15 protein-coding genes are annotated in these 22,468 nt (G+C 63.9%); 9 read left to right on the top strand and 6 right to left on the bottom strand.

The genetic code is table 11. From position 1 onward, the window contains the following. Nucleotides 1–17 precede the first annotated feature (17 nt). The 3 genes from BV071_RS26650 to BV071_RS35835 all read right to left on the bottom strand — a co-directional run bounded on the left by BV071_RS26650 (nt 18) and on the right by BV071_RS35835 (nt 1,368). Nucleotides 18–467 carry a hypothetical protein gene (locus BV071_RS26650; RefSeq protein WP_265594937.1) on the bottom strand — a complete coding sequence of 150 codons (450 nt, stop codon included), beginning with the start codon at nt 465–467 and terminating at the stop codon, nt 18–20. A gap of 98 nt (nt 468–565) precedes the next feature. Further along, nucleotides 566–1,057 (bottom strand): GNAT family N-acetyltransferase, encoded by a 492-nt coding sequence (locus BV071_RS33745; protein WP_052573922.1) that lies wholly within the window; start codon nt 1,055–1,057, stop codon nt 566–568. A gap of 137 nt (nt 1,058–1,194) precedes the next feature. Beyond that, entirely contained in the window at nt 1,195–1,368 is a 174-nt protein-coding gene (locus BV071_RS35835) for a hypothetical protein (protein ID WP_265594936.1), read from the bottom strand. 288 nt (nt 1,369–1,656) lie between these two features. Here BV071_RS35835 and BV071_RS33740 point away from each other — a divergent pair, with 288 nt between their 5' ends. The 3 genes from BV071_RS33740 (at nt 1,657) to rpoD (ending at nt 6,453) form a co-directional block, all read left to right on the top strand. Beyond that, complete coding sequence (locus tag BV071_RS33740) at nt 1,657–2,343, top strand: hypothetical protein (RefSeq protein WP_265594935.1); 687 nt, start codon at nt 1,657–1,659, stop codon at nt 2,341–2,343. A 76-nt stretch (nt 2,344–2,419) separates the two neighbouring features. Next, nucleotides 2,420–4,336: a DNA primase gene (gene dnaG / locus BV071_RS33735; protein WP_052573920.1), complete on the top strand. Its 1,917-nt coding sequence runs from the start codon at nt 2,420–2,422 to the stop codon at nt 4,334–4,336. A 107-nt stretch (nt 4,337–4,443) separates the two neighbouring features. Further along, the gene (rpoD, locus tag BV071_RS36095) at nt 4,444–6,453 is read left to right on the top strand and encodes an RNA polymerase sigma factor RpoD (RefSeq protein ID WP_075091010.1); all 2,010 of its coding nucleotides are present in this window, start codon (nt 4,444–4,446) and stop codon (nt 6,451–6,453) included. A gap of 179 nt (nt 6,454–6,632) precedes the next feature. On the opposite strand, the gene BV071_RS26620 is transcribed toward rpoD, so the two are convergent. After that, a complete protein-coding gene (locus BV071_RS26620; protein WP_035613870.1) occupies nt 6,633–7,394 on the bottom strand; it encodes a hypothetical protein in 762 nt (253 codons plus the stop codon). 151 nt (nt 7,395–7,545) lie between these two features. Here BV071_RS26620 and BV071_RS26615 point away from each other — a divergent pair, with 151 nt between their 5' ends. Then, complete coding sequence (locus BV071_RS26615; RefSeq protein WP_052573919.1) at nt 7,546–8,025, top strand: group III truncated hemoglobin; 480 nt, start codon at nt 7,546–7,548, stop codon at nt 8,023–8,025. Here the strand turns inward: BV071_RS26615 and BV071_RS26610 are convergent. Beyond that, on the bottom strand, nt 7,961–8,683 hold the full coding sequence (locus tag BV071_RS26610; protein ID WP_052573918.1) for a Crp/Fnr family transcriptional regulator: 723 nt from the start codon (nt 8,681–8,683) through the stop codon (nt 7,961–7,963). The two genes, BV071_RS26615 and BV071_RS26610, sit on opposite strands and share 65 nt — an antisense overlap. Nucleotides 8,684–8,775: 92 nt before the next feature. Between BV071_RS26610 and hmpA the strand changes: the two genes are divergently transcribed. The 5 genes from hmpA (at nt 8,776) to BV071_RS26580 (ending at nt 21,321) form a co-directional block, all read left to right on the top strand. After that, entirely contained in the window at nt 8,776–10,014 is a 1,239-nt protein-coding gene (gene hmpA / locus BV071_RS26605; RefSeq protein ID WP_035613868.1) for an NO-inducible flavohemoprotein, read from the top strand. A gap of 481 nt (nt 10,015–10,495) precedes the next feature. After that, on the top strand, nt 10,496–12,079 hold the full coding sequence (locus BV071_RS26600) for an SEL1-like repeat protein (RefSeq protein ID WP_265594934.1): 1,584 nt from the start codon (nt 10,496–10,498) through the stop codon (nt 12,077–12,079). Nucleotides 12,080–12,280: 201 nt separating this feature from the next. After that, complete coding sequence (locus BV071_RS26595; protein WP_035613862.1) at nt 12,281–13,426, top strand: hypothetical protein; 1,146 nt, start codon at nt 12,281–12,283, stop codon at nt 13,424–13,426. Nucleotides 13,427–13,508: 82 nt separating this feature from the next. Further along, on the top strand, nt 13,509–14,255 hold the full coding sequence (locus tag BV071_RS33730; RefSeq protein WP_052573917.1) for a hypothetical protein: 747 nt from the start codon (nt 13,509–13,511) through the stop codon (nt 14,253–14,255). Nucleotides 14,256–14,469: 214 nt separating this feature from the next. Beyond that, complete coding sequence (locus tag BV071_RS26580; RefSeq protein ID WP_035613856.1) at nt 14,470–21,321, top strand: autotransporter-associated beta strand repeat-containing protein; 6,852 nt, start codon at nt 14,470–14,472, stop codon at nt 21,319–21,321. A 104-nt stretch (nt 21,322–21,425) separates the two neighbouring features. Here the strand turns inward: BV071_RS26580 and BV071_RS26575 are convergent, their stop codons facing one another. Continuing rightward, complete coding sequence (locus BV071_RS26575; RefSeq protein ID WP_035613855.1) at nt 21,426–22,448, bottom strand: 3-oxoacyl-[acyl-carrier-protein] synthase III C-terminal domain-containing protein; 1,023 nt, start codon at nt 22,446–22,448, stop codon at nt 21,426–21,428. Between the last annotated feature and the right edge of the window lie 20 nt (nt 22,449–22,468).

The following is a 22,468-nucleotide window of genomic DNA, read 5'->3' as shown; positions in this document are numbered from 1 at the left end:
GGACTGTGCGGACTACTTCAGTCCTCCTTCCGCAGCGCCGCCAGATCGGTGTCTTCCTGGGCGGTCACCCGGAGGGAGGCGTCCATTTCGAAGGCGCGCTCGAGGTGCGATTCCGCGCGCTTGCGGTCGCCGAGGACGGCGAGGTAGCAGGCGATATTGTAGTGGAAGAGCGGGTCCTCGATGAGGGTGGCGGGGCCGCGCAGGAGCCAATCGCGGGCGGCGAGGGTGTCGCCGGTCTCGTGGAGGCAGTAGGCGGCGTGGATGAAGAAGCGGGCTTCCTTGGGCTCCTTCATGCAGAGCAGGCGGCCGGTGTCTGCGGCGGCATTCCAGCGCCGGGATTCCATTTCCGCGAGCAGGCGGAGCTCGAGGGCATGCTTGCGCATGCGGTCGCGGGCGGAGAGGCCGGTGAGTTCAGACAAGGCTTCCTCTGGTAAACCCAGTTCAAGCCAGCCCAGAGCGGACCTCATAATGCGGAGGTCTTCCATTGCCCGTACGCTAGGGGATAAGGGCCGGAGTAGCAACCTAGAAGAAGCCGCCACTTCCCAATCGGGGGGAAGCGTGGGGGTCAGAACGCGGGATTCGAGATGGCGTAGAGCGATTGTTCCGCACCGAAGCGCTGGAAGCTGCGGTCGAAACGCATGCCGAGGCGCTCGAGAAGAGCGATGCAGGGCGCATTTGCCGAGCGGGTCTCAGCGACCACGCGGAGAAGGCGGAATTCCCTGAAGGCGCGCCGCAGCACCTGGGTGCCGGAGCGGAAGCCGTGCCCCCTGCCCTGCCATTCGGGGAGCAGGAGGATTGAAAACTCGAGATCCGCTTCTTCGTGATGCGGGGCGAGCCAGACGAGGCCAATGGCTTCGGCGTCAGGCTCCTGCGAGGCGCGGACTGTCTGCACTTCGCCGGTGCGGTCGGCGAGGATGCCATTCACGCGGCGCTCTGCATCCGCTGGCGACAAGGGACCACCGAGGTGGGCCCGCACGGCGGGCTCGGTGAAGAGGCGGAGTAGCACCTCGAAGTCCGCAGGCCGCGGCGCGTCGAGGCGAGTTACTGGAGCAATCAACTTACTAGTTCCTAAGCACTAATTCTCAAACTGATCTGCGACGAACCACAGGGCGCAGCCACTGTGGCGAGGCCAATCCTCCCTGCGACACCGATCCGTTCCGAAATAGTGCCTAGTCATGGACAATTGCCTCCCAATCAGGATCCGGCGCGGACGCGGACGGCTTGCCGGGTGGAGAGCGCGCCGCGGGTGTGGCGGGCGACTTGCTCACCCATGCCCTTGAGCGCAGCGATGAGGTAGGCATTCAGGAAATACTCCTTGAGCAGTAGCTCGCGGGTTTCGCCTTTGGGGGTCTTACGGACGACTTTCATGGTCTTATTCGTTGTCGGTTGGTGGATCGGCAGCGCTTGTTTTCTAAGAATTCAAACGATGGTTTTTCCATCAGTTGAGCGACCGTCGCGCGGGGTTTTGTTTCGCGCATCCGAAAAATGCGGCAGCGTATCCGACTTTAGTCGGATGCCGGGGGAAGAGCCAGGTGGCCCGTGGGCAGCGATCCGTGCGGCTTCTGCTTGAATGGAAACGATTCGTAGATGGCGGCCCGGAGAATTTGAGAGTTGAAAGACGGCGACGGGCAAGGCGGTCTAGCTCTAACAAAATCGATGAAATCTAAAACTGCCGCACTGGTGCTGGTGATCGTCCTCGGAGCCTTTCTGGCCTTCCGTTGGCAGGGCAAAAATAGCGCTAAGGGCACAGGCGGCGGGGCGGCGGCAGCTTCCATCGCTCCGGCGGAGGGAGGTGCTGCGGCGGCTCCTGACAGTACTCGCCAGGCAGCGGGCAAGACCGAGCGGCCGCCGCTGGAAGCCCACCGCGACGCCGCGCCTCTGGATCCGGAGGGCTTGCGCAACAACCTGATGGCGAGGGCCGAGCTGACGATGGAGCAATATGGGCGCGACGCCGACGAGGCGGCCAAAGCCCGCTTGCAGGCCCGGCTCGACGACTTCAAGGCCTTGCGGCAGGCAGGGATGGGGCCCGTCCATCCCAGCATGGTGATGGCATGGCTGCGACTCGCAAAGGAACTCGAGCAAGCGGGCGACCCCGATCAGGCCGCGAGCGATGCCCGAGTGGGAGCTTACCTCGACAAACTGCAAGCGCAGCTCGAAGGCAGCGAGGATGGCAAGGCGGTGACGGACCTGGTGACCCGCTGGCGGCGGGAATTGAAACGCGACGATGGCTTCGAAGCGCTGCTTATCGCGACCTTGGGGCCTGAACCCAGCAGCAAGGCAGGACTGCAGGCTACGCTGAGCCGATATCGCCAAGCGCTAGCGCCTGCGCCTGCGCCGAAATAGGAGGGAAACATGGGGAGATTTTCGGATTTCTCCGGTTGGCACTTGGTGCGCGGCGCGGGTGATCTAGGCTACCCGCGTGCCCCAGATTTCGCGGGAGACCACTGAGAAGATCCTAGCCGCCACGGATATCGTGTCGGTGATCGAGTCGTACCTGAATCTCAAGCGGGCGGGCGCGGTTTACAAGGCGCTGTGCCCCTTCCACAACGAGAAGACGGCCTCCTTCCAGGTCAATCCGCAGCGGCAGACCTTCAAGTGCTTCGGCTGCCAAAAAGGGGGTGATGCGATCACCTTCGTACGGGATTACGAGAACCTGACCTTCTCCGACGCGGTCAAGAAGCTGGCATCGCGGGCCGGAATCACGGTGGAGGAGGAGGCCTTCGATCCGAAGGAGGACCGGGCCCGGCGGCAGCGCGGGCGGCAGCTCGACATCCACCGGGAGATCGCGGGCTTCCTGCACAAGATGCTTTTCACCAAGGCGGCGACGCCGGCGCGGGAATACATGAAGTCGCGCGGCTTCGGGAAAGAGATGGCGGAGCGCTGGATGGTGGGCTGGATGCCTGACCGCGAGGACATCTTCAAGGACTGGGTGCGGGAGAAGAAATTCACCGGGCGCGAGATGGTGGACGCAGGCTTCTTCGTGCAGAAGGAGCGCGGTGGGATCTATGTGCGCTTCATGGACCGGCTGATGTTCCCAATCCGCAATGATCACGGCGATGTGATCGGCTTCTCCGGAAGACATATCCGGGAAGGCCAGAGCGGCGGGAAATACATCAACTCGCCGGAGACGGTGGTGTTCAAGAAATCGAATGTGCTCTTCGCGCTGGAGAAGGCGCGCAAGGAGATCATGAAGCAGAACTCGGTGCTGGTCTGCGAGGGCCAGCTCGATGTGATCTGCTGCCATGAGCAGGGCATCAGTCATGCGGTGGCATCACTGGGCACAGCGCTGACCGAGCAGCATGCGAAGCTACTGCGGCGCTACGCAAAGAGTGCGGTGATGTGCTACGATGCCGACGGGCCGGGCATGGATGCCACGGAGAAGGGCTTCCGGGTGCTGGCACCCGAAGGCCTGCCGGTGCGGGTGGTGAAGATGCCGGAGGGCGAGGACCCGGACTCCTACATGCGCAAGCACGGGCCGGATGCCTTCCGCGAAAGCTTGGGCAAGGCGGTGGACTTCTTCGATTTCCTGATCGAGCGCGAGACCGCGGAGAAGGGCCTGACCGATCTGCAATCGCGGAATGCTTGCGCGAAGAAGTGCGCGGGCCTGCTCGCGCTGGTGCCAGATGCCATGCTCCGCGAGGACATGATCCAACGCGTGGCCACGCGCCTGGCCGTCAACACACTGGATCTGCACAATGCGGTGGCGCGTGAGATCCGCTTCGCGAAGAACAAGCCGGCGGGGCGTGCCGAGCGGACGCGGGATGGCGAGGCCGAGCAGGCGCCGGTGAAAATGGAGCCGATGGCGCTGGACCCGGGCGTGGGTTATCTGTGCGCGCTGGCGCTGCACTGCGCACCGGCGCAGGAGTGGCTGGGCGAGCAGTATGAGGTGCTCCACGAGGCGGCCGAGTACATCGAGGGTGTGCCGCTGCTGGAGATGATCCTTTCCGCGCGGCCGGACCCGGAGCAACCGGCCTCCGTGAATGCCTTTGTCGCCGGCCTGAATGAGGCCCAGCAACTGGCGCTGTATGCGGACCCGACCTTCCACCATGACCCGCCGGAGGACTGGATGAAGGCGACGGAGGAGGCCGTGGCCGGGGTCAGTGCGAAGGCGTTGCTGCGCAAGGACGCACACCTGAGATCCCAGCTGGAGCGACCCGATGTGGACTTCGCGGAAAAGCTCCGTTTATTGGCGGAGGTGAAGAAGGTCGGCGAGCTGCTCTCGGGCCTAAAGGTACGATTCATGTGGAACGATCGCCACGCCCCGGAAAAGAAGATCGTGAAGAAGCCATTTTTCCGCAGAAGCGACTCAGGATCAAGGCCACAAAACAATCCTTGACGGTAGCGAAAGTGACCCGAATATTCCCGCCCGCTGCGGACCTGCGTCCGTTTGCGCTATAATGGGAGAATTTTGCCTGAATTCGACCTCCATCTTTAAGCTGTCCAATGTCCAACAAGAAAGCCGCCGCCGCCAAGTCGAAGGGTTCAAAACCAGCGCCCAAAGCGGGTAAGCCCGCTGCGAAGAAACCGGTGCCGGCGAAACCCGCGAAAGCGGCGAAGCCTGCGCCCAAGCCGGCTGCGAAGCCCGCTGCCGCGGTGAGCAAGAAGCCCGCTCCGAAGGCCGCCGCCCCGGCACCTGCGAAGAAGCCGGCCCCCGCTCCGGCGAAGGCCCCGGAGAAGAAGGCAGCCGCCCCGGCGAAGGCTGACAAGTCCCCTGCCCCGGCCGCCAAGGCTGAGGCCCCGAAGAAGGGCGCTGAAGCTTCCAAGAAGTCGGCCGCCCCGGAGAAGAGCAAGCTCGAGGCCCTGACCGCGGAAACCCCGCGCCCCGCCGCCGATGGCGACAAGCCACGGATCGATACCCCGGAGATCCAGGAGAAGATCCGCGAGCTGATCAAGCTGGCGAAGGAGCAGGAGTATCTCACCTACGACGACATCAACGAAATCCTGCCGAACGACCTGGTCGAGCCGGCGGATGTGGAGGCGATCATGGAGCGCCTCCGCAACATGGAGTTCGACATCATCGATGCCTCCGAGGTCGACCGCTACAAGGACAAGAAGCGCGACGACGCGGACGACGATGTTGACGACACGAAGGACCAGAAGCTCGACATCCTGGACGACCCGGTCCGGATGTATCTCAAGCAGATGGGCCAGGTGCCGCTGCTGACGCGCGAGCAGGAAGTGGAAATTTCCAAGCGGATCGAGGACGCTGAGATCGAGGTGGCGAAGCAGCTGCACCTCTTCGGCTTCACCGCCGAGTGCTATCTCGACCTCGCCGACAAGCTGCTGAAGGGCAAGGAGCGCTTCGACCGCGTGATCCTCGACAAGAAGATCGAGAGCCGCGAGCGCTACATGAAGATCTTGCCGAAGCAGTGCGAGCAGCTCAAGAACCTGCACGAGGAGAACGATGATCTCTTCCGCCAGATGACGGCGAAGAATCCGCGCGGCAAGAAGAAGCTCGAAGAGACCTTTGCCAAGAACCTGCAGAGCCTGCACCGGATCTACACGAAGTTCTACTTCAAGCAGAAGGTCGTGGAGGACTTCTGCGAGCAGGTGGAGGACTACCAGCAGAAGTTCTGGAAGTACGGCCGCAAGGTGCAGTCCGATCCGGAGGACAAGGAGTTCGTGACCAAGCTGCGCGAGGTGCAACAGCGCTGCTGGCATGAAGTCGAGACCTTCGACGATACCAACAAGCAGCTGCGCCACTGGCTGAAGGAAGCTCTCAAGGCGAAGACCGAGATGGTGGAGGCCAACCTCCGCCTGGTGATCTCGATCGCGAAGAAGTACACCAACCGCGGCCTCTCCTTCCTCGACCTGATCCAGGAAGGCAACATGGGCCTGATGAAGGCGGTGGAGAAATTCGAATACCGCCGCGGCTACAAGTTCTCGACCTACGCCACCTGGTGGATCCGCCAGGCGATCACCCGCTCGATCGCGGACCAGGCACGGACGATCCGTATCCCGGTGCACATGATCGAAACGATCAACAAGCTGATGCGGGTGCAGAAGCAGCTGGTGCAGGAATACGGCCGCGAGCCTTCCCCGGAAGAAATCGCCGAGGAAATTCACCTTCCCGTCGAGCGTGTCCGCGCGGTGCTCAAGATGGCGCAGCAGCCGATCTCGCTGCAGGCTCCCGTCGGTGACTCGGATGACACCTCCTTCGGTGACTTCATCGAGGACAAGTCCGCGGACAACCCGATGGAAGAAGCGGGCTTCTCGATGCTGAAGGACAAGATCAAGGACGTCCTGGATACCCTGACCGAGCGCGAGCGCGAGGTGCTGGAGCAACGCTTCGGCCTGAAGGACGGCTACAGCCGCACGCTGGAAGAAGTGGGCCGCCAGTTCCAGGTGACCCGCGAGCGTATCCGCCAGATCGAGGCCAAGGCCCTCCGCAAGATGCGCCACCCCACCCGTATCCGGAAGCTCGAGGGTTTCATCGAGCTGCCGGGGGCGTGATTCAAAGTTGCGTGACCCTTTTCAAGAAAGCCGGCTTCCGTTTCTCGGGGCCGGCTTTTTTGTTTGGGCGACGTGCCCGCGCCAAGCCGCCTGAAGGACGCTGCTAGATTCCGGGCTCCCCGAACGGTGAAGCGAGGCAGGAGCCCTCGAGGTCCCGGGGAGCCCGGGGGCGATCTCTATCAAGAACGCGGCGTTTTGGTTTTCTTGGGATCCACCGGCGGATTGGCCTGAATGCCTTTGACCACAGCGGATAGGGCGGGAGCAAAAGCACCGAAGCCCCGGAGGGCGCCGCGAGCGACTGTGCCTGCCGCATTGCCAACCGTTTGCATGGCCTTCGAGGCAAGCTCTCCGGCCGCGTGGCGGAACTTGTCGAAACCTTCCTTTGAGGTCGGTTCATCCAGGCCGTAGCCGGTCTTCTTGTAGCGATCATACCAAGCCGCATCGTAGCCATCGTCACCAGGACCAACTCCGAAGCGCATGCCGGTCAGGGGATTGATGCCCTTGTTGCGGGCTGCCGTGATGGCCTGTTCGCTGGGGCGGCCAGCGGCCTGCCGCTCCTCTGTCCTTTGCTTCGCCTGCTTCGCTTCCGCATCGCGCCTCGCGATCATCTCGGCCTGTTGCTTCGGGTCCGGTGGACCGACGAAAGCAGGTGTCCACGACGGATTGGCAGACGTGGTCTTCGTGTTGGATGCAGGACCGGGCGCTGATGTCGGTGGCTGGGGCTGGGCGGGCGCGGCTGGAGTCGTTGTTGATGCCGCAGGTGATACGAATGCATTGCTTCTACGCTTGGTGCCGAGCGGCTGCCCCTCGGCAGTGTAGCCGCCGATCACGTTGCCGCGCATGCCTCGGTGGACATTGCGCAGGCCGGCGGCGGTTGCGGGGTCGTTGATGGGTCGGAGGTCTCTGCGGGTGCTGCCATCGTTGCGCCAATTTGAATTCATGGTTGGAAGGGTACCATGGTGGCGGAGGTGGGATAGCGGGCGGATCTCTGCGGGTGCCGGGAGTGAGCCGAAGAGCCCGGCGTTTTGACTTGGGTCAATTCCCGGGAAGGGATGGCTGGCGGCGGGGCGGAGCGGGCGCGAGTATCCGGCCATGGAAACGCAAGCTTGCGTGAACTTGAAGGGCGACATCCTGGGCCGACCGGAGATCGAGATCCTGGTGGATCGTTTCTATGCGATGGTGCGGCAGGATGCGGTGCTGGGACCGGTCTTCGATGTGATCGCGCGGGTGAATTGGGATGAGCACATTCCCAAGCTATGCGATTTCTGGGAAACGGTGTTGTTCCGCACGGGTGGCTACAAGGGCAACCCGCTGGCGGCGCACTTCGCGCTGACCCGCGATGCCACGATGGATCGCGCGATGTTCGATGGCTGGCTGCTGCTCTTCAAGCAGGCGGTGGACGCGGACTTCGCGGGCGAGAATGCGGAGCACATCAAGCGGGTGGCGGCGGACATGGCGAATGTGATCCACTCGCGGCTGCAAGCTGCGGCGATCACTCCCCTGCCCGCTATTCCGGGCCGCTCTTACGCAGATTATCGTCGAAGAGAGCCTTCAGTGCCGCCGGGTCGCTGATGGTGATGGTCTTGCCCTTGACCTTGACGATGTTCTTGCGTCGCAAGGTGGCGAAGAGCCGCGAGAGCGTTTCCTGGCGGGTGCCGAGTTCGGAGGCGAGGACGGATTTTGGAATGCTGAGCTCGAAGGAGATTCCCGAGGTGGCATTGCCAGCGCGCTGGAGCAGCCAGTGGAGCAGGCGCGTCTCGGCATTGCGGAGACGGTAGCTATCGATGGTGCTGACCAGCTCGTGGAGGTGGCGGCTGAGTGAGGCGAGGATGCGCAGCGCGAGCTCGGAATTGACGCGCAGGTGCTCGAGGAAGGGCGCCGACTTCACCAGCACGACTTCGCTGGCTTCGAGAGCCTTCGTATGCGCGGGGTAGCCGGGCAGCCCGGCCACGGCGGGCTCGGCGAAGGAGCCATTCGGGTGGATGAGGTGGATGACCTGCTCCTTGCCACCTTCGCCGATGCGGTAGGCTTTGATGCAGCCCTTGAGCACGATGTAGAAGCCGATCACGGGGTCGCCCTCGCGGAAGAGGATCTCATCCTTCACGAGGGGGATGCGCTCGCAGTAGCCGGCAATCTGGCTGAGCTCGCTGGTGCCCAAGCCGGAGAAGATCGAGCAGGCTTGGAGCTCTTGGGCGAGGGCTGCGGTGCGGATCGTATCGACGTCGGTCATGGCGGATGTGGAGGAGATTTGACGCAGGTCAAATTCGCGGTGGCCGCGGGGTTGTCCATGGAAAGGAGCCGCCCTTGGCTATCCGCACACTGATGAGCACAGAAAACTTCGGACTGAGTGACAAGACAATCGCGGTGGTGAAGAGCACCGCCCCGGTACTGGAGCAGAACGGCGAACTCCTGACCCGCCACTTCTACAATCGGATGTTCCGCGAGAATCCGGAGGTGGCGCCCTTGTTCAACCGCTCGAACCAGCACGCGGGCACGCAGCAGCGAGCGCTGGCGGGAGCGATCTGTGCCTTTGCCGCGAATGTGGATCAGCTCGAGGTGCTGGGTGCGGCGGTGGAGACGATCGCGCAGAAGCATGCCGGCCTGCGGATCCTGCCGGAACATTATCCGATCGTGGGCGCGAACCTGCTGGCCTCGATCCGCGAGGTGCTGGGTGCGGCGGCGACGGATGAGATCATCGATGCGTGGGCGGAGGCCTATGGCTTCCTCGCGAATATCCTGATCGGCCGCGAGGGGCAGATCTATCAGGGTCAGGCGAAGGCGGAGCACGGCTGGAATGGCTTCAAGCCCTTCCGGATCGCGCGCAAGGTGGTGGAGAGCGAGGTGATCACCTCGCTGTATCTGCAACCGGTGGATGGCAGCAAGGTGCCGGCCTACAAGCCGGGGCAGTATCTGACGGTGCAGGTGCCCTTCGACTCTAACAGCACGACGATGCGCAACTACAGCCTCTCCAGCGCGCCGCATGCGGAGCACTTCCGGATCAGCGTGAAGGCGGAGCCGCAGGGGGCGGTATCCGGCTATCTGCACGGGCTGCCGGAAGGTGCGGAGCTGCAGGTGGGGCCGCCATGCGGAGACTTCTTCCTGGATCTAACGGAACATCACCAGCGGCCGCTGGTCCTGCTCTCCGCGGGTGTGGGAATCACGCCGGTGCTGGCGATGCTGGAGGCCGTGCTGAAGGAGCAGCCGGAGCGCGAGGTGATCTTCATCCATGGTGCGCTGAACGGGCGGACCCATGCCTTCCGGGACAAGCTGAAGGAACTCGCAGCAGGACAGCCGAAGCTGAAGGTGCATGTGCGCTACAGCGAGGCGGAGCAGGCGGACTGGGGCCGCGATGAGCTCTGGTATGACAGCGAGGGCTTCATCGATGCGGAGTTGATCGAGCGCTTGGTGCCGCAGCGGGACTGCGACTACTACTTCTGCGGGCCGAAGCCCTTCATGGCATCGATCTACCGGCAGCTGCTGGCCTGGGGGATTCCGGGATCGCAGGTGCACTTCGAGTTCTTCGGGCCGAAGCAGGAGCTGGAGACGGCCGGGGTGAATTGAAGATTTGAACCACGGATTTACACGGATGGGCACGGATGAAAGGCAGGAGCGCTTGTATCCGGGGATGCTTTTCCTGGGAGCGCGGAGCCACCCGGCCCGCAGAAGCGACCGCAACGGCAGACATCAGTTCACGCGATGAATCGATAGAGCCGTGGCGCGGTTGGGGGCCTTTCATGCTGAGCGCTTGGAGCGGCCGTTCTGCGAGGCAGAGCCTCCGCGCCCCCGGCGGGCAGGCATGTGGCGGGCAGTGATGCTTGGCTCACCCGTCTGTCCAAGCGGGGCGGTCCGTTGTTGGGCGCATCAGTGGCCCTGCAAATGGACATTGCGGAGAGGCGAATCGAGTGGTTTAAGTCAATTGGCGTCTCGTCCCCCATTCCCCATTTCGGGACGCCGGAACTCCAATCATCCCCCGGTGATGAAATCTCTGTGTTCTTGTTCTCATACGTGTGGGCGCGCCCCGGCGCGCGTGGTGTCCTCGTTGGTGACGCTCGTGTTTGCGGTGCTGTTGGTGCCGCCACTGCGGGCGCTCACTGCGGATGAGCAGCGGGCGGCGGATAAGCTCGTGGACTCGCCGGGGGCGCGGGCGGATTGGCGGCTGAAGGATGGAAAATCCCCTGCCCTGGTGCGGCGCATCAAGAATGAGGCGGAGGCCGGAGAGCCGGCGGCGCAGCACCGCTACGGGATGATGTGGCTGCAGGGCTACGGGGTGGAGAAGGATGCGGCGGCAGCGATCCCGTGGCTGGAGGCCGCCGCCCTGCAAAAGGATGCGGAGGCAATGGTCGATCTGGGGGTCTGCTACGCGCGCGGCAGCGGGGTGGAGCAGGAGCCGGCGCAGGCTGCCAAGCTCTTCGCCGCGGCGGCAGCGCTGAGGAACGCGGAGGGGCTCTACAATCTCGCGATCAGCCGCGAGTTTGGCTTCGGCACGACGAAGCAGCCGTGGGAGGCGCGGGACAGCATGGTCGAGGCGGCGGATCTGGGTAGCGTGGCGGCAGCGGAGGAAGTGGAGGCACGGCAATACCGGCGGCTGAGCCGCAGGGAGATCCTGGAAAGGGCGGCCACGAGTGGGAACGCAGAGGCGCAATTCTGTCTCGGCTACGACTTGCTTACCGGCAGCGATGGCGGGGAGAAGCCTGTTGAAGCGGCGCAGTGGTTGCGCCGGGCGGCGGAGCAAGATCATCCGAAGGCGGGGATCTACTATGCCAATTTGTTAGAGAAGACGGATCCCGCCGAAGCCGCAGTGTGGTATGCGAAGGCGGCGGCAAACGGGAACCAGCAGGCCCAAGCAAAGAAGCTGGAATTGAAGGCCCTGCAGCAACGCTATCCGGTCGCGAGGCTGGAGCAATCCGCGGCCCGCGGTGATGCGCAGGCGCAGGTGGAGCTGGCGATGATCTACTACAATGGCCAAGGGGGGCCGGTGGATCTGGTCAAAGCGCTGGATCTCACCCGCAAGTCGGTGGCGCAGGGCAATCCAATGGCGGAAGCCTACATGGGTCTCTTCTACTACGGCGGCCATGGCGTGAAGAAGGAGCTGCACGAAGCGGTGAGCTGGTGGCGGAAGGCCGCCGAGCAAGGCGTGGCGATGGCGCAGCACAATCTGGGCTGGGCATTGGCCAGCGAGGGGCGCGGAACGACTCCAAACGCGGAGGAATCGGTGGCGTGGTATCGCAAGGCCGCGAACCAAGGCTATGGTCCCTCGCTGCACGCGCTGGGCCTGGCTTACCGGGATGGCAAGGGTGTGCCGGTGGATTTGAATGCGGCGGAGTTTTGGCTGCAGACGGGAGCCGATTTGGGCGATCCGAGTTCGGTGTCGGCACTGGCCATGCTCAAGAAAGAAGAAAGCGCGAGGCCGAGGCCAGTGGCGGTGACGGTGAAGCCGATGACGCGCGAGGAGATCGAGCAGGATCTGGACGCGAAGGTGGCAGCGGTGGAGATCGTGGCGGAGCTGAGGAAGCGCGGTTACTCGGGCCTGGTGGATCCCGGGATGATGGCGGAGTTAAAGAAGAAAGGTGCGGATGCGGCGCTGCTACAGGAGCTGCGGAGGGTGGTGGCGCCGGTGCTGCCGTGAGGGGTATGAATGCCACCAGATCCCCCGAAGCAGGCCGCCTTCCATGCCACGACTCGGAAAGGACATGATCGCAGTTCCCCGAAGAATAGGGTTGGGGACGCATCCAGAGTTAGGCTAGGCATCCCATGGATGAAGTCGCGTTGGTGGAGTCTTGTCGTATTGGGAGCCTTGGCCACTGGATGGTTTTCCGGGAGGGCGTCCATGTCTCATCCCGTGCAAGCATCGTCCTCCACGGGTGCGGGCGCGACGAATCCGCCAGCACCACCCGAACGGAACGCCGGCAGGAAGAACTGGGGCACGAAGCTGGATGATCGCCCCTTCTCAGACATGGGAGCGATGGCTCATGAGATCCCACGCAAGGATCTGGGGCCATCGATCGAAGCGTGGTTTGATTCCTATGGAATCGGCGGTCTCGATAGTGCGACGGTGAACAAGGCATGGGCGCTGATCGATGCCTGGGTGGCCGAGGATTTCGATTCCGCATGGAGCTGGGCAAACAGCATCCAGCAGCCGGCGACACGCCAGTTCATCATCACGGCAATCGCCGGATCACTGGCGGAAAGCGACCCGCATCGTGCCTACGATTGCCTGGTATCCAACGGTGAGTTTGGCTGGGCGATCAGGGACGGGAGACTGATGACCCTAGTGCAGAATCTATCCAAGGAGAGTCTCTCGCAGAGTCCCGAGAAGTTCGTGGAGTTCTGGAAGAGGTTCCCGCTTGCGAAGGATTCCGTGAATTCGTTCATGGGCGTCCAGGCGGACCCCGGACCCGGCACCGACTTCCTTGCACTGCAACAAGCAATGGACCGGGAGTTGGGAAGCAGCATGGCGCGGCCGATCAATCCTACCGGGGTCATCGCCGCTTGGACCAAGACGGACCCGGAGGCCGCGCTCGACTACGTCATCAATCGCGCGAAGACGGCGGAGGATATCCGTGACGCGTGGAGCGAGATGAGAGGCGCGATCTCGCAAGAGAAGGGAAGAGCGGCGACCGAGGAATGGACTCTCGGTGTGCTGCGTGGCCTGGAAGAAGGCGAGCGAGGGAACTTCATCCTCGCTGCGGGCGCGGTGAATATGCCGGGCCTCCGCGACCTCCTCCGCGAGGGAGCCACGCCGGAAGAATCCTCAGCATGGATGCGGGAGACCCTGCAACTCGGAGTGGAACGGGGCAACGGACAATTCGGGATCGCTTCACTGATATCGGATCTGCCGATGGAGCAGCGCATCGGCATCCTGAAGGGACTGCATGGGCCCAAGGCCTTCGAGGCGGTGAAGAACGGCACGCCCTCCTGGAATCTCACGGAAAGCCAGATGGAGGAGATCCGGCAGGCGATAGAAGCGCGCTAACAGGGAAACCGCATGGGCGTGAATCGATACGCCATTCTCGCTCGCCGGATGGGCGGGTTCGTGTTTGGCTTGGGTCAGTTCAATGGCAAAGAAGCGCTTGCAGTTGCAGTGGTTGATTCTCCCCGTGGCCGGGCTTTTGGTGTGGGCGGGAGTGCGTGCTTATCGCAATCAGCCGGGGGCCGAGATTGGGAAAGATTATGCCACCGCGGCGATGGAGCGGATGGCGATGCGGGATTACGAAGGCGCGATTCCGGTGATCCAGCAGGCGGTGGATGCGCCGATGCCGGTGAGCAAGGAGGTGGCCATGCTGGAGTCGGTGAATCTGGCGACCGTGGCGAAGGCGCTGGAGACGCGCAGTGATCTGGCACTGGCGGAGCAGGTCCGGCAGCGGATCGTGCTGGTGCTGGAGAGCACGGTGGGGCGCGAAGATCCCTCGCTGATCGCCAGTCTGGACGCGCTGGCGGTCTTGCTGAGCGCGGAGGGCAAGTCGACCGAGGCGGAGATCGCGCTGCGGCGCTCGATTTCGATCGCGGAGAAGCAGATCCGCGATGATCCGGCGATGGCGGACAGGGAGGCCTTCGTGGCGCTCCAGTATTCGCGCTTGGCCGAGTTGCTGGCGAAGCAAGGCCGGCTGGATGATGCCGAGGCGACCCATCGCCGCGCGGTCTCCACGATCTATCGCTACCACGCACGCACGGGCAAGAACGCCGGGGAGGCCGCGATCGAGGCGGCGTATGTGAAGATACTGATTTTGAGAGGCCGCAGCTCGAGCGAGGTGACCGCAGAGATCGCGCGGCAGAAGCAAGAGGCGGGATTGAAGGAAGAGTAGCGACTGGCACTACGACTCTGAGGGATCTGTCACATGAAGATCGCAGCAGTGCCGGCGCGAAGACATCACTCCTCGGAAAATTCACGGGGCCTTCACGATGGCCCGGGGGATACGGGAAGTTACGACTTCTCCCCCTCCCTAGCTGCTGATAGCTCCGGGGCCTCCAATGAGGTATCGATTTTTCCCGGTTTGCGATGTTACGAGAGTGTCCCTGATGCTCGCGGCGGCGGTCAGTCCCGCGTGGAGCGCGACGACTTGGAATAACTCAAGCGCTGACAGCCTGTGGTCCACACCCGCGAACTGGAACGGGGGGGAGCCGGATGCCAACACGGATGCCTTCCTGCTCGCGAGCCCGGGAGGCACGATCACGCTGGCGGCCGCTGAATCCGCACGCAGCTTGCAAGTGGCGGGCGACTACACCTTGAGAGGTGGCAGCCTCAATCTCAGTGCTAGCAACGTCGTAATCCAGGGAGGGCGCAGCGTCAGCATCGGCAGCACGCTCAGCAGTCCCTCCGTGCTGATGTTGTTGGGCGGTGGCTCGCTGGTCCTTCAGGGCAGCAACACGATTCCGGGGGCAAGTGTCGGCGCTAGCAGCAGCTTGCGGCTGACTCATCCCGGCGCGCTCGGCAGCACGGGCACGAGCGCGGTGTCGGGCCGCCTCGAGCTGGAGGGCATTACGCTGCAGCGACCGCTGCAACTTCTGAACGGAGGCACGCTGGCGGGTATCGGCAACGTGGCCACCACCGAGAACGTGACAATCGATCCCGCCGCCGCGCTGGTAAATATCGATTCGATTTCCGCGGGTGAGGTCTTCACCTTGGGCAATGGCCTCGGCGATCTGAGCGGCGGCTCCACGACCACGCAGATCGAGATCGGTGGCGCGGGCAAGGTGCGGATCCCATTCCCCACCACTTATGCCGGCTCGTGGTATGTGAGCGGGGGCGCGCATCTGGAAGTGGAACGCGCCCAGTGCTTGGGAACGGCGACCGGTGCCAGCCTCACGCTCCATGACGCCACGCTGATCACGCGGGGTAGCAGCAGCACCGGCAACTTTACCACCGGCCCGGGAAACCATCTGATCCTCGCTGGCGACGCTAGCGAGATCATCGCTGATGGTGGTGCCAACTACATGAGCATCGATCCGCAATTCGGCGAGGTGTCGATAGGCTTCCACACGCTACACGTGCATCCGTATCCGCCGCCGAACGGGTCTTACTCCAATGTTAAGTTCGGGCCCGTCACGCTGACAGGCAATCCGGTGTTCGCGGTAGGCAATCAGTCCTTAGGCCCGCAGGCCACGCTGACGCTGGGCGCGCTCGCGGGCGGTGCCTCGCCCCGCAGCATCACGAAGACCGGCAGCGGCAATCTAACATTTTCCGCTGCGGCGACCTCGCTGGCGGCGGGATCCAGCTTCGCGGCCAGCGGCGGAGGGGATGTCAGCCTGATCTTCCCGAATCTGGGAGCGGCATCCACGGTCACGGTGAGCGCAGTCCAGCATCCGCTCGGAAGCAGCACGATCACGATGACGGACAGCACGCTGCGCTTTCGTACGAGCGGCTCTGGCACCAGCGCGGCGCAGACCTTCATCGTGCCGAACGCGATCAGTCTGGCGGGTAATGCCGGTCTCGCCGCCGATCCCAATGGCGTCAATGAAGCGAACAAGACCCTCGAGCTTCCGAGCGTAACGCTCGCGCCGGGTGCCACGATGCACGTGGCAGGGGGTAACTCGAGCGGCTATGGCTTCCGGCTGCCCAACCCGCTGCTGCTGCAAGGCGATGCGACCCTGAGTGGCAACGCGGACATTTATAGCACCGGCGGATTGATCCTGAACGGCGGGGTGAGCGGTGGACCGACCAGCAAGCTCAGCATCACCGAGGGCAGCGTGAGCACGCTGGGTCTGTCCATCAATGGCAGCAGCAGCTACGGCGGCGGCACAACGATCAGCGGCAGCAGGGTGGTCTTGAATGCTCCCGCCGCACTTGGCAGCGGTCCGGTATTGCTCACGGGCGGGACCTTGACGGTGAACCAAGGCACGACCATCCCCGGCGGCCTGAGCGTGCAAGGCGGCTATCTGGTGGTCCGCGACCTCAACGCCTTGGCGGGCCTGCCACTGACGGCCAGTGGCGGCAGACTGAGCGTCGACAGCAGCGCGAATGTCACGGTGCCCGTCGGGGCACTCACCTTGAATGGCAGTTTCGACCTCGGCGTGGACAATGGCCATCCGAACTTCAGCGCCTTGTTCAGCTTCCCGTCGCTCCATGTCGCGGGGAACTCGACGCTGACTGCTAGCGTCAACCAGTCTAGCGGCAACGCGGTGCCGCAGTTCGACAGCGTCAGCCTGGCGGGCGACATCACCTTCGACTTGAGCGGCCTGAAGCTGCATGCGGTCACGGAAGACGGGCAGCCGCGGAAGGTGATCAAGAAGGGCTACCTGCTCACGCTGGACGGCGCGAATAGCTACAGTGGCGGCACCGATGTGATGAAGGGGCTGCTATCCGTGACCCACTCTGGCGGCCTCGGCAGCGGACCGCTGACCTTGTATTCGACCAACGAGGGGGGGACGACCGCCGCCAGCTTCTCGCCCGGCCTCACGATTGCGAATCCACTGGTCACGAAGAATGGCGGGGGGAACGATATCGCGATAGAGCTCTCACAGGGTAGCCTGATTTGGAATGGCAATATCAGCCTGGAGGACGATCTCATCTTCAGAAGCACCGCCACGAACGCCATCACCACGATCACGGGCGTGATTTCAGGACCGGGCACCTTGCACACGGCCGGTGAGGGCCAAGTCGTCCTGACAAACGCGAGCAACAGCTTCGGCAGCGGTGGCCCGGCGAGTGTGCTAATCGACAATGGCAGCCGCTTGGGCATCGCCTCCGATGCGATGCTGGGAAACCCGGCCAACGGCGTGACCTTGCTCCAGGGAGCACGTTTGGGAATCGACGGCAGCTTCGCCAGCGCCCGGAAGATCACACTGAGCGGGGGAAACACCCAGATCGATGTGGCAGCAGGCAAGGAACTATCGCTCCTGTCTCCCCTCGCCGGCGCGGAACGCTTGTGGAAAACGGGCAATGGCACCCTGAGCATCGCGCCCGGGGTGGATAACAGTGGCCGCGGTTCCGCGCCGACTTACCTCTACAGCGGTACCGTGCGGCTTCAGTCGCCCCAGAACCTGAGTGCCACCGGACCGGTGCAATTATACGGCACTTCGACCACGACGGCCTGCCTTGATCTCGCCGCTGATGCCGCCACGAACTTTGGCACCACCATCGAGTCCGGCGGTTGGGGCACAGTCCATGTGGATCGGGCCCCCGGCGGCTCGGGAAGCGGAGGCATCCACGAGATCGCCAAGGTCACGGGGAGAGATGGCACCCTCAATGTAACCGGTGACCACGGTTACGGATTGCGGGTGAACCAAGTCCAACTGACAGGGGGCGGAACCTTCAATAACAACAACACTGTCCCACTGGAACTCGCTGCCGTGGGGGCCACCTCATCGCTGAGCTTCGGAGGCAGCGGCGATATCGAGATTCCATCAATGGTCGGAAGCTCAGGCTCAGCCCTTTTCAAGACCGGCGCCGGCACGGTGCAGCTTGGCCCCACGCTCAACGGCTTCAAGGACGGGATTGCCGTGCGCGACGGGACTCTGGACATGAGCGGCCTGAACCACGCGGCGAATTATTTGGAGTTCGGCGGCGCGGAATCCGTTCTCGGCCCGAAGCTGTCGATGGGTGCCAGCGGTATGCTGACCTTGGCGAACGACATTTCCTGGAAAAATGCAGGCGGGACGGCAGCCGGACTGTTCAGCGGCAAGCTGGATCTGGGCGGCGTGGCGCATAATGTCTCGGTAGGCACCCACAACATCCTGCCCTACGGACTGACGATCGACGGGACGATCTCCGGCAGCGCGGGATGCTCGCTGATCAAGACCGGTGCCGGAACCCTGCGGCTCACCGGGAATACCAGCAACACCGAGCCCGGCCTCGTAACGGTGAGCCAAGGCGGGCTCCAACTGGCCAAGACCAGCGGCGACGCGATCGGCAGCGGTGGCCTGACCCTGCGCCCCAACATCGGCTCGCCGCAAACCGGCTTCGTCGTCTCGGTTGGCTCGCAGCAGATCCACGATAGTGCGGCGGTGACTGTGGACTCGACCTTTCAAGCCACCGTGGACCTGGCTGGTTTCACCGAAACCATCGGCAATCTCACGATCACCCAAGCGCACAGCAGCCAATCCTCCAGCGGGGCGATCGTCCGGACCGGGGCAAACGGCATCTTGGTGATGAATGGCAATATCTCCCTCAACAACAACTTCAGCTCACCCCAGTTGTTCAATGAACGAAGAGTCGTAATCACCGGCTCCGGTACGATCACGGGCTTCAGCACGAGCGATGGCACTTTGGACCTCGGCGGCGCGGCGCGGACCATCCGGGTGGCGACCACGGTGACCGACGGCAATGTCGACCGCTGCGACGCGTCGATCGAGACAAAGATCATCAACGGCAGCATCATCAAGACCGGGCCGAGGCGGCTCTACCTGACGAATCCGGCAAACAGCTTTGCGGGCGGGATTCAGATCAACGAGGGCATTGTCCGCGCAGCGGGCGGTGGAAATTGCCTGGGCAACGGCCCGGTGGTGCTGGCGAATGCAGCCGGAGTTGCGGCGGGGATCGACTTCAACAGCAACTTCCCCAGCAGCCCGGTCCCCAACAATATCACGATCGGCGGCGCGGGGACTTCCGGGCTGAGCTATTCGGGTCCGGTCTTCTCGACGCTGGAACTCAGCGGCGGCATCACCCTGCAGAAGACGCTGGCGGTGGAGGTGACCAACGGGACCACCAGCAAGACCCGCACGGCGACACTGGCCCTCAGTGGCACGATCAACGATGGAGCCAGTACTTTCGCCCTGCAGAAGACCGGCGATGGCAGGCTGAAGCTTGCGGCGGGCAACAGCTACAGCGGCGCGACCGTGATCAAGCGCGGCTTCCTGGAGATCGCGGATCCCAGCTCGCTGGGCGACGGCAACCTACCGCTGTCGATCGATGGCGGCTGCTTGCTCACGACCACGCCGCTGGCTCTGGCGCGCAACGTGGCTTTCACGGTGAATGGCGGGGCGATCCGCAGCGACGCAGTGGACGGAACGACTTTCAGCGGCAGCTTGGACTGGGGCAGTGGCGCGAGTGCTTGCTTCGGCACCGGCGCGACCATCGTGACAGGTAGCACCAGCGGCACGGGCAGCCTTTTGCTGGGCTTCCCTACGAACTTTGCATCCACCACCAGCGTGCAGGTGGCGGACCATGGCACGGGGCATCGCCTCGCCTTGCGCGGCAGCGCGAGCTTGCCAGCTGGGAAACTAGGCTTCGACCGCGGGGCGGTGCTGGAACTGGGGAATGCTGACTTCACCCGCTCACTGGGCACGGGCGCGGGGCAATTCGAGATCGCCAGCGACATCGGCGGCGGCTGGGCGGCCTACGGTGCGGATCGTACGGTAAGCGTAGGAGGAGCGGGCACGGCCTTGACCTGGGGGCAGGCAGCGCCGGCCTTCTTGAACAAGTCCGGCACAGTGGGCGGGCTTTATCTCGGCAGCTCCAGTGGCACGCACACGCTGACGCTGGCAAACGGGCTGGAGCTTCACAATGGCGCGGCCGCGGCGAGCCAGCTTTGCAAACTCTTCGTGAACGATGGACCTGCCGCGATCGATGCGAAGCTCGCAGGCAACCTGACAGTCACCGATCCATTGAAGTCCGCGACGCTGGAGATCAACGGTGCCGGCGCGCTGGAGCTCGCGGCCGAGAACAGTGGTGCGATCACGGTGATCCAGAAGGGCGCGGGCACGACCCGCTTCACAAGCGAGCGCTTTGCGATAATGTCGCTCGAGCAAGGCAAGTGGCTCTTCCTGGATGGGCCGGGCAGCACGCTGACGGCAATCCAGAGCCTGACGGTGGCCGCGGGGAGTCAGCTCGATGTAAGCGGATCGGTGGAGGATCTGGGAATCCTCGGAACCGGCGCGCTGAAAGTAGATGGCACGATCACCGGCAGCATCCGGGCACCGGAACTGACTGAGGGCCACGGCCTGATCGAGGGTTCCGTCACTCTGCCAGCGGGAATCCTGAAGCCGACCACCGGTGGCACCTTGCAGATCACGGGGGCGCTGACGCTCGGTGCAAATCTCAAATGGAATGGCCAAGGGCCGCTCGCAGGATCGCAGCATCCGCAGGTGAAGGTGGACGCAGGGATCTCGATCGCGCCTGGCAGCCATTTCGATGTTTCCGCTGCCTCGGGCTTCGCGCTGGGGCAGAGCTATCTGGTGCTTTTGAATGGTGCGGGCCCGATCTCCGGGACCTTCCAGGATCTGCCGGAGGGCGCACTCATTCCTCTGCCCGGCGGGGCGCTAGCGCTGCAGGTGACCTATCAGGCGAATGGCGATGGCCAGGCGACGGGCAATGACTTCGGCTTCACGGTCGTGGCGGATCCGGGTGCGAGTGACCGCACGCTGGGCGTGGCGGGACCGGTGGCAGTGGGCTTCGGCGAGGAGATCGCGCTGACTTACACGCTGGGCAATGCAGGCCCGGCCGCGGTGACGGGCGCGATCTTCGAGGGGATCGTGCCGGCGGGCGCGAACTTATTGGGCTCGACTCCGGCAGGAACGCTGAATCAGCAGACTCTAACAGTGCCATTGTCGGACATGCCCGCAGGTGGCAATGCAACGGTGACGATACGATTCCAAGCGGGCAATCAGCGAGGGGCTTTGGCCACCGGCGGAACCTTCAAGGGGACCTCAGCTGATCCCGATGGCAGCGATCCGATGGTGACCCGGGTGGTGGCGATCTTGCCGGGTGGCGCGAATGGGAAATTGGCGCTGAGCGGCTTCTCGCAAAGTTCCAGCGGAAATCGCGTGGATCTGTCCATCGAGACGATCACCGGGGTGAAATACCGCGTGGAAGGCTCGGCCGATTTGTCGAACTGGACGGCGCTGGAGGAATTCGTCGGGACGGGCGGGTCAATGACGCGTCCGATGCCGGTGGACGCATGGAAGAAGTTCTTCCGGATCCGGATTGTGCCGTGAGCCAAGTAGCACAACCTTGCGAGTTGTGGAGGGGTGAATGATCCCCGTGCTGCGAACTTTCGGTTTCCGGGTGCACTCCCCCATCCGCAACTTTCAAAGTTGCGCTACTTCCACATCTCACAAGCATGCGCGGCGAAGCCGGCGCCGAAGGCGGTGAGCCACCAGTGGCGGTCGCCATTGGCGGTGGCGAGGGCGCGGTCGAGGGCGAAGAGGACGGAGGGGCTGCTCATGTTGCCGTGGTGGCGCAGGACTTCGCGGGTGTCGTCGAGGGTCTGCGGGAGGACGGCTTCGAGGGCATCGATGACGTCGCGGCCGCCGGAGTGGCTGAGGATGCGGTCGGGGTCGGCGCTGCGCTGGGCGTAGAGCTCGGCGACGGCTTCGGCGGCGAGGCCGGGGACGGCCTTGTCGAGCTGGTTGCGGAGCTTGCCGCCGGCATTGACGAAACGGATCTTCTCGCGCTGCTGCGGCTTGTGGACGGTGGTGAAGCGGCCGACCTGCCATTTGTTAGGCTCAGCGGCATCGGACCAGACGGCGGCGGCGGCGCCATCGCCGAAGAGGCAGAGGGAGATGAGCACGCCCGGATCGTCATCGGCGAAGAAGGCGGCGGAGCAGACTTCCACGGCGACGGTGGCGACCTTTGCGCCCGGGTGAGCAGCGAGGAAGCCCTCTGCGGAGCGCAACATGGGGATGGCGGCACCGCAGCCGAGGCCAACGAGGTCCTGCAAGTACGCCGTGTCCCGTAGCTCCAGCAGCTCCGCGACATGGCTGGTCACGCCGGGGCAGAGGTAGCCGGTGCAGGTGCAGATGAAGAGGGCATCGAGATCCACGGCGGCGATGCCAGCCTTTTCCAGCGCAGGCTGCAGGGCGGCGATGGCGAGGCGCGGGGCTTCACGCTCGAAGGTTTCATTCAGCTCCTGGGCATCGCGTGCGACGCCGGGGCCGATCTCCGGCAGGCAGAAGCTGCGAGTGGCGATGCCGGAGACGCCATTGCCGAGGATCTTCTCCATCAGCCCCTGCGAGCGCGGCTTGAGCGCGGCGTAGGCAGGCGTTTCCCGCAATGCGGCCAGGCACTGCTGCTGGGTGTAGCGGTGCGGCGGGACGGCGGTATGGAGCGCTTCGAGGAACATCGGCAGGCGGTAAGCGGAAG

The organism is Haloferula sp. BvORR071 (genome assembly GCF_000739615.1).
Taxonomy (GTDB): domain Bacteria; phylum Verrucomicrobiota; class Verrucomicrobiia; order Verrucomicrobiales; family Akkermansiaceae; genus Haloferula.
The sequence above is the reverse complement of the archived record's forward strand: the minus strand, read 5'-3'. Positions and strand labels throughout refer to the sequence as shown.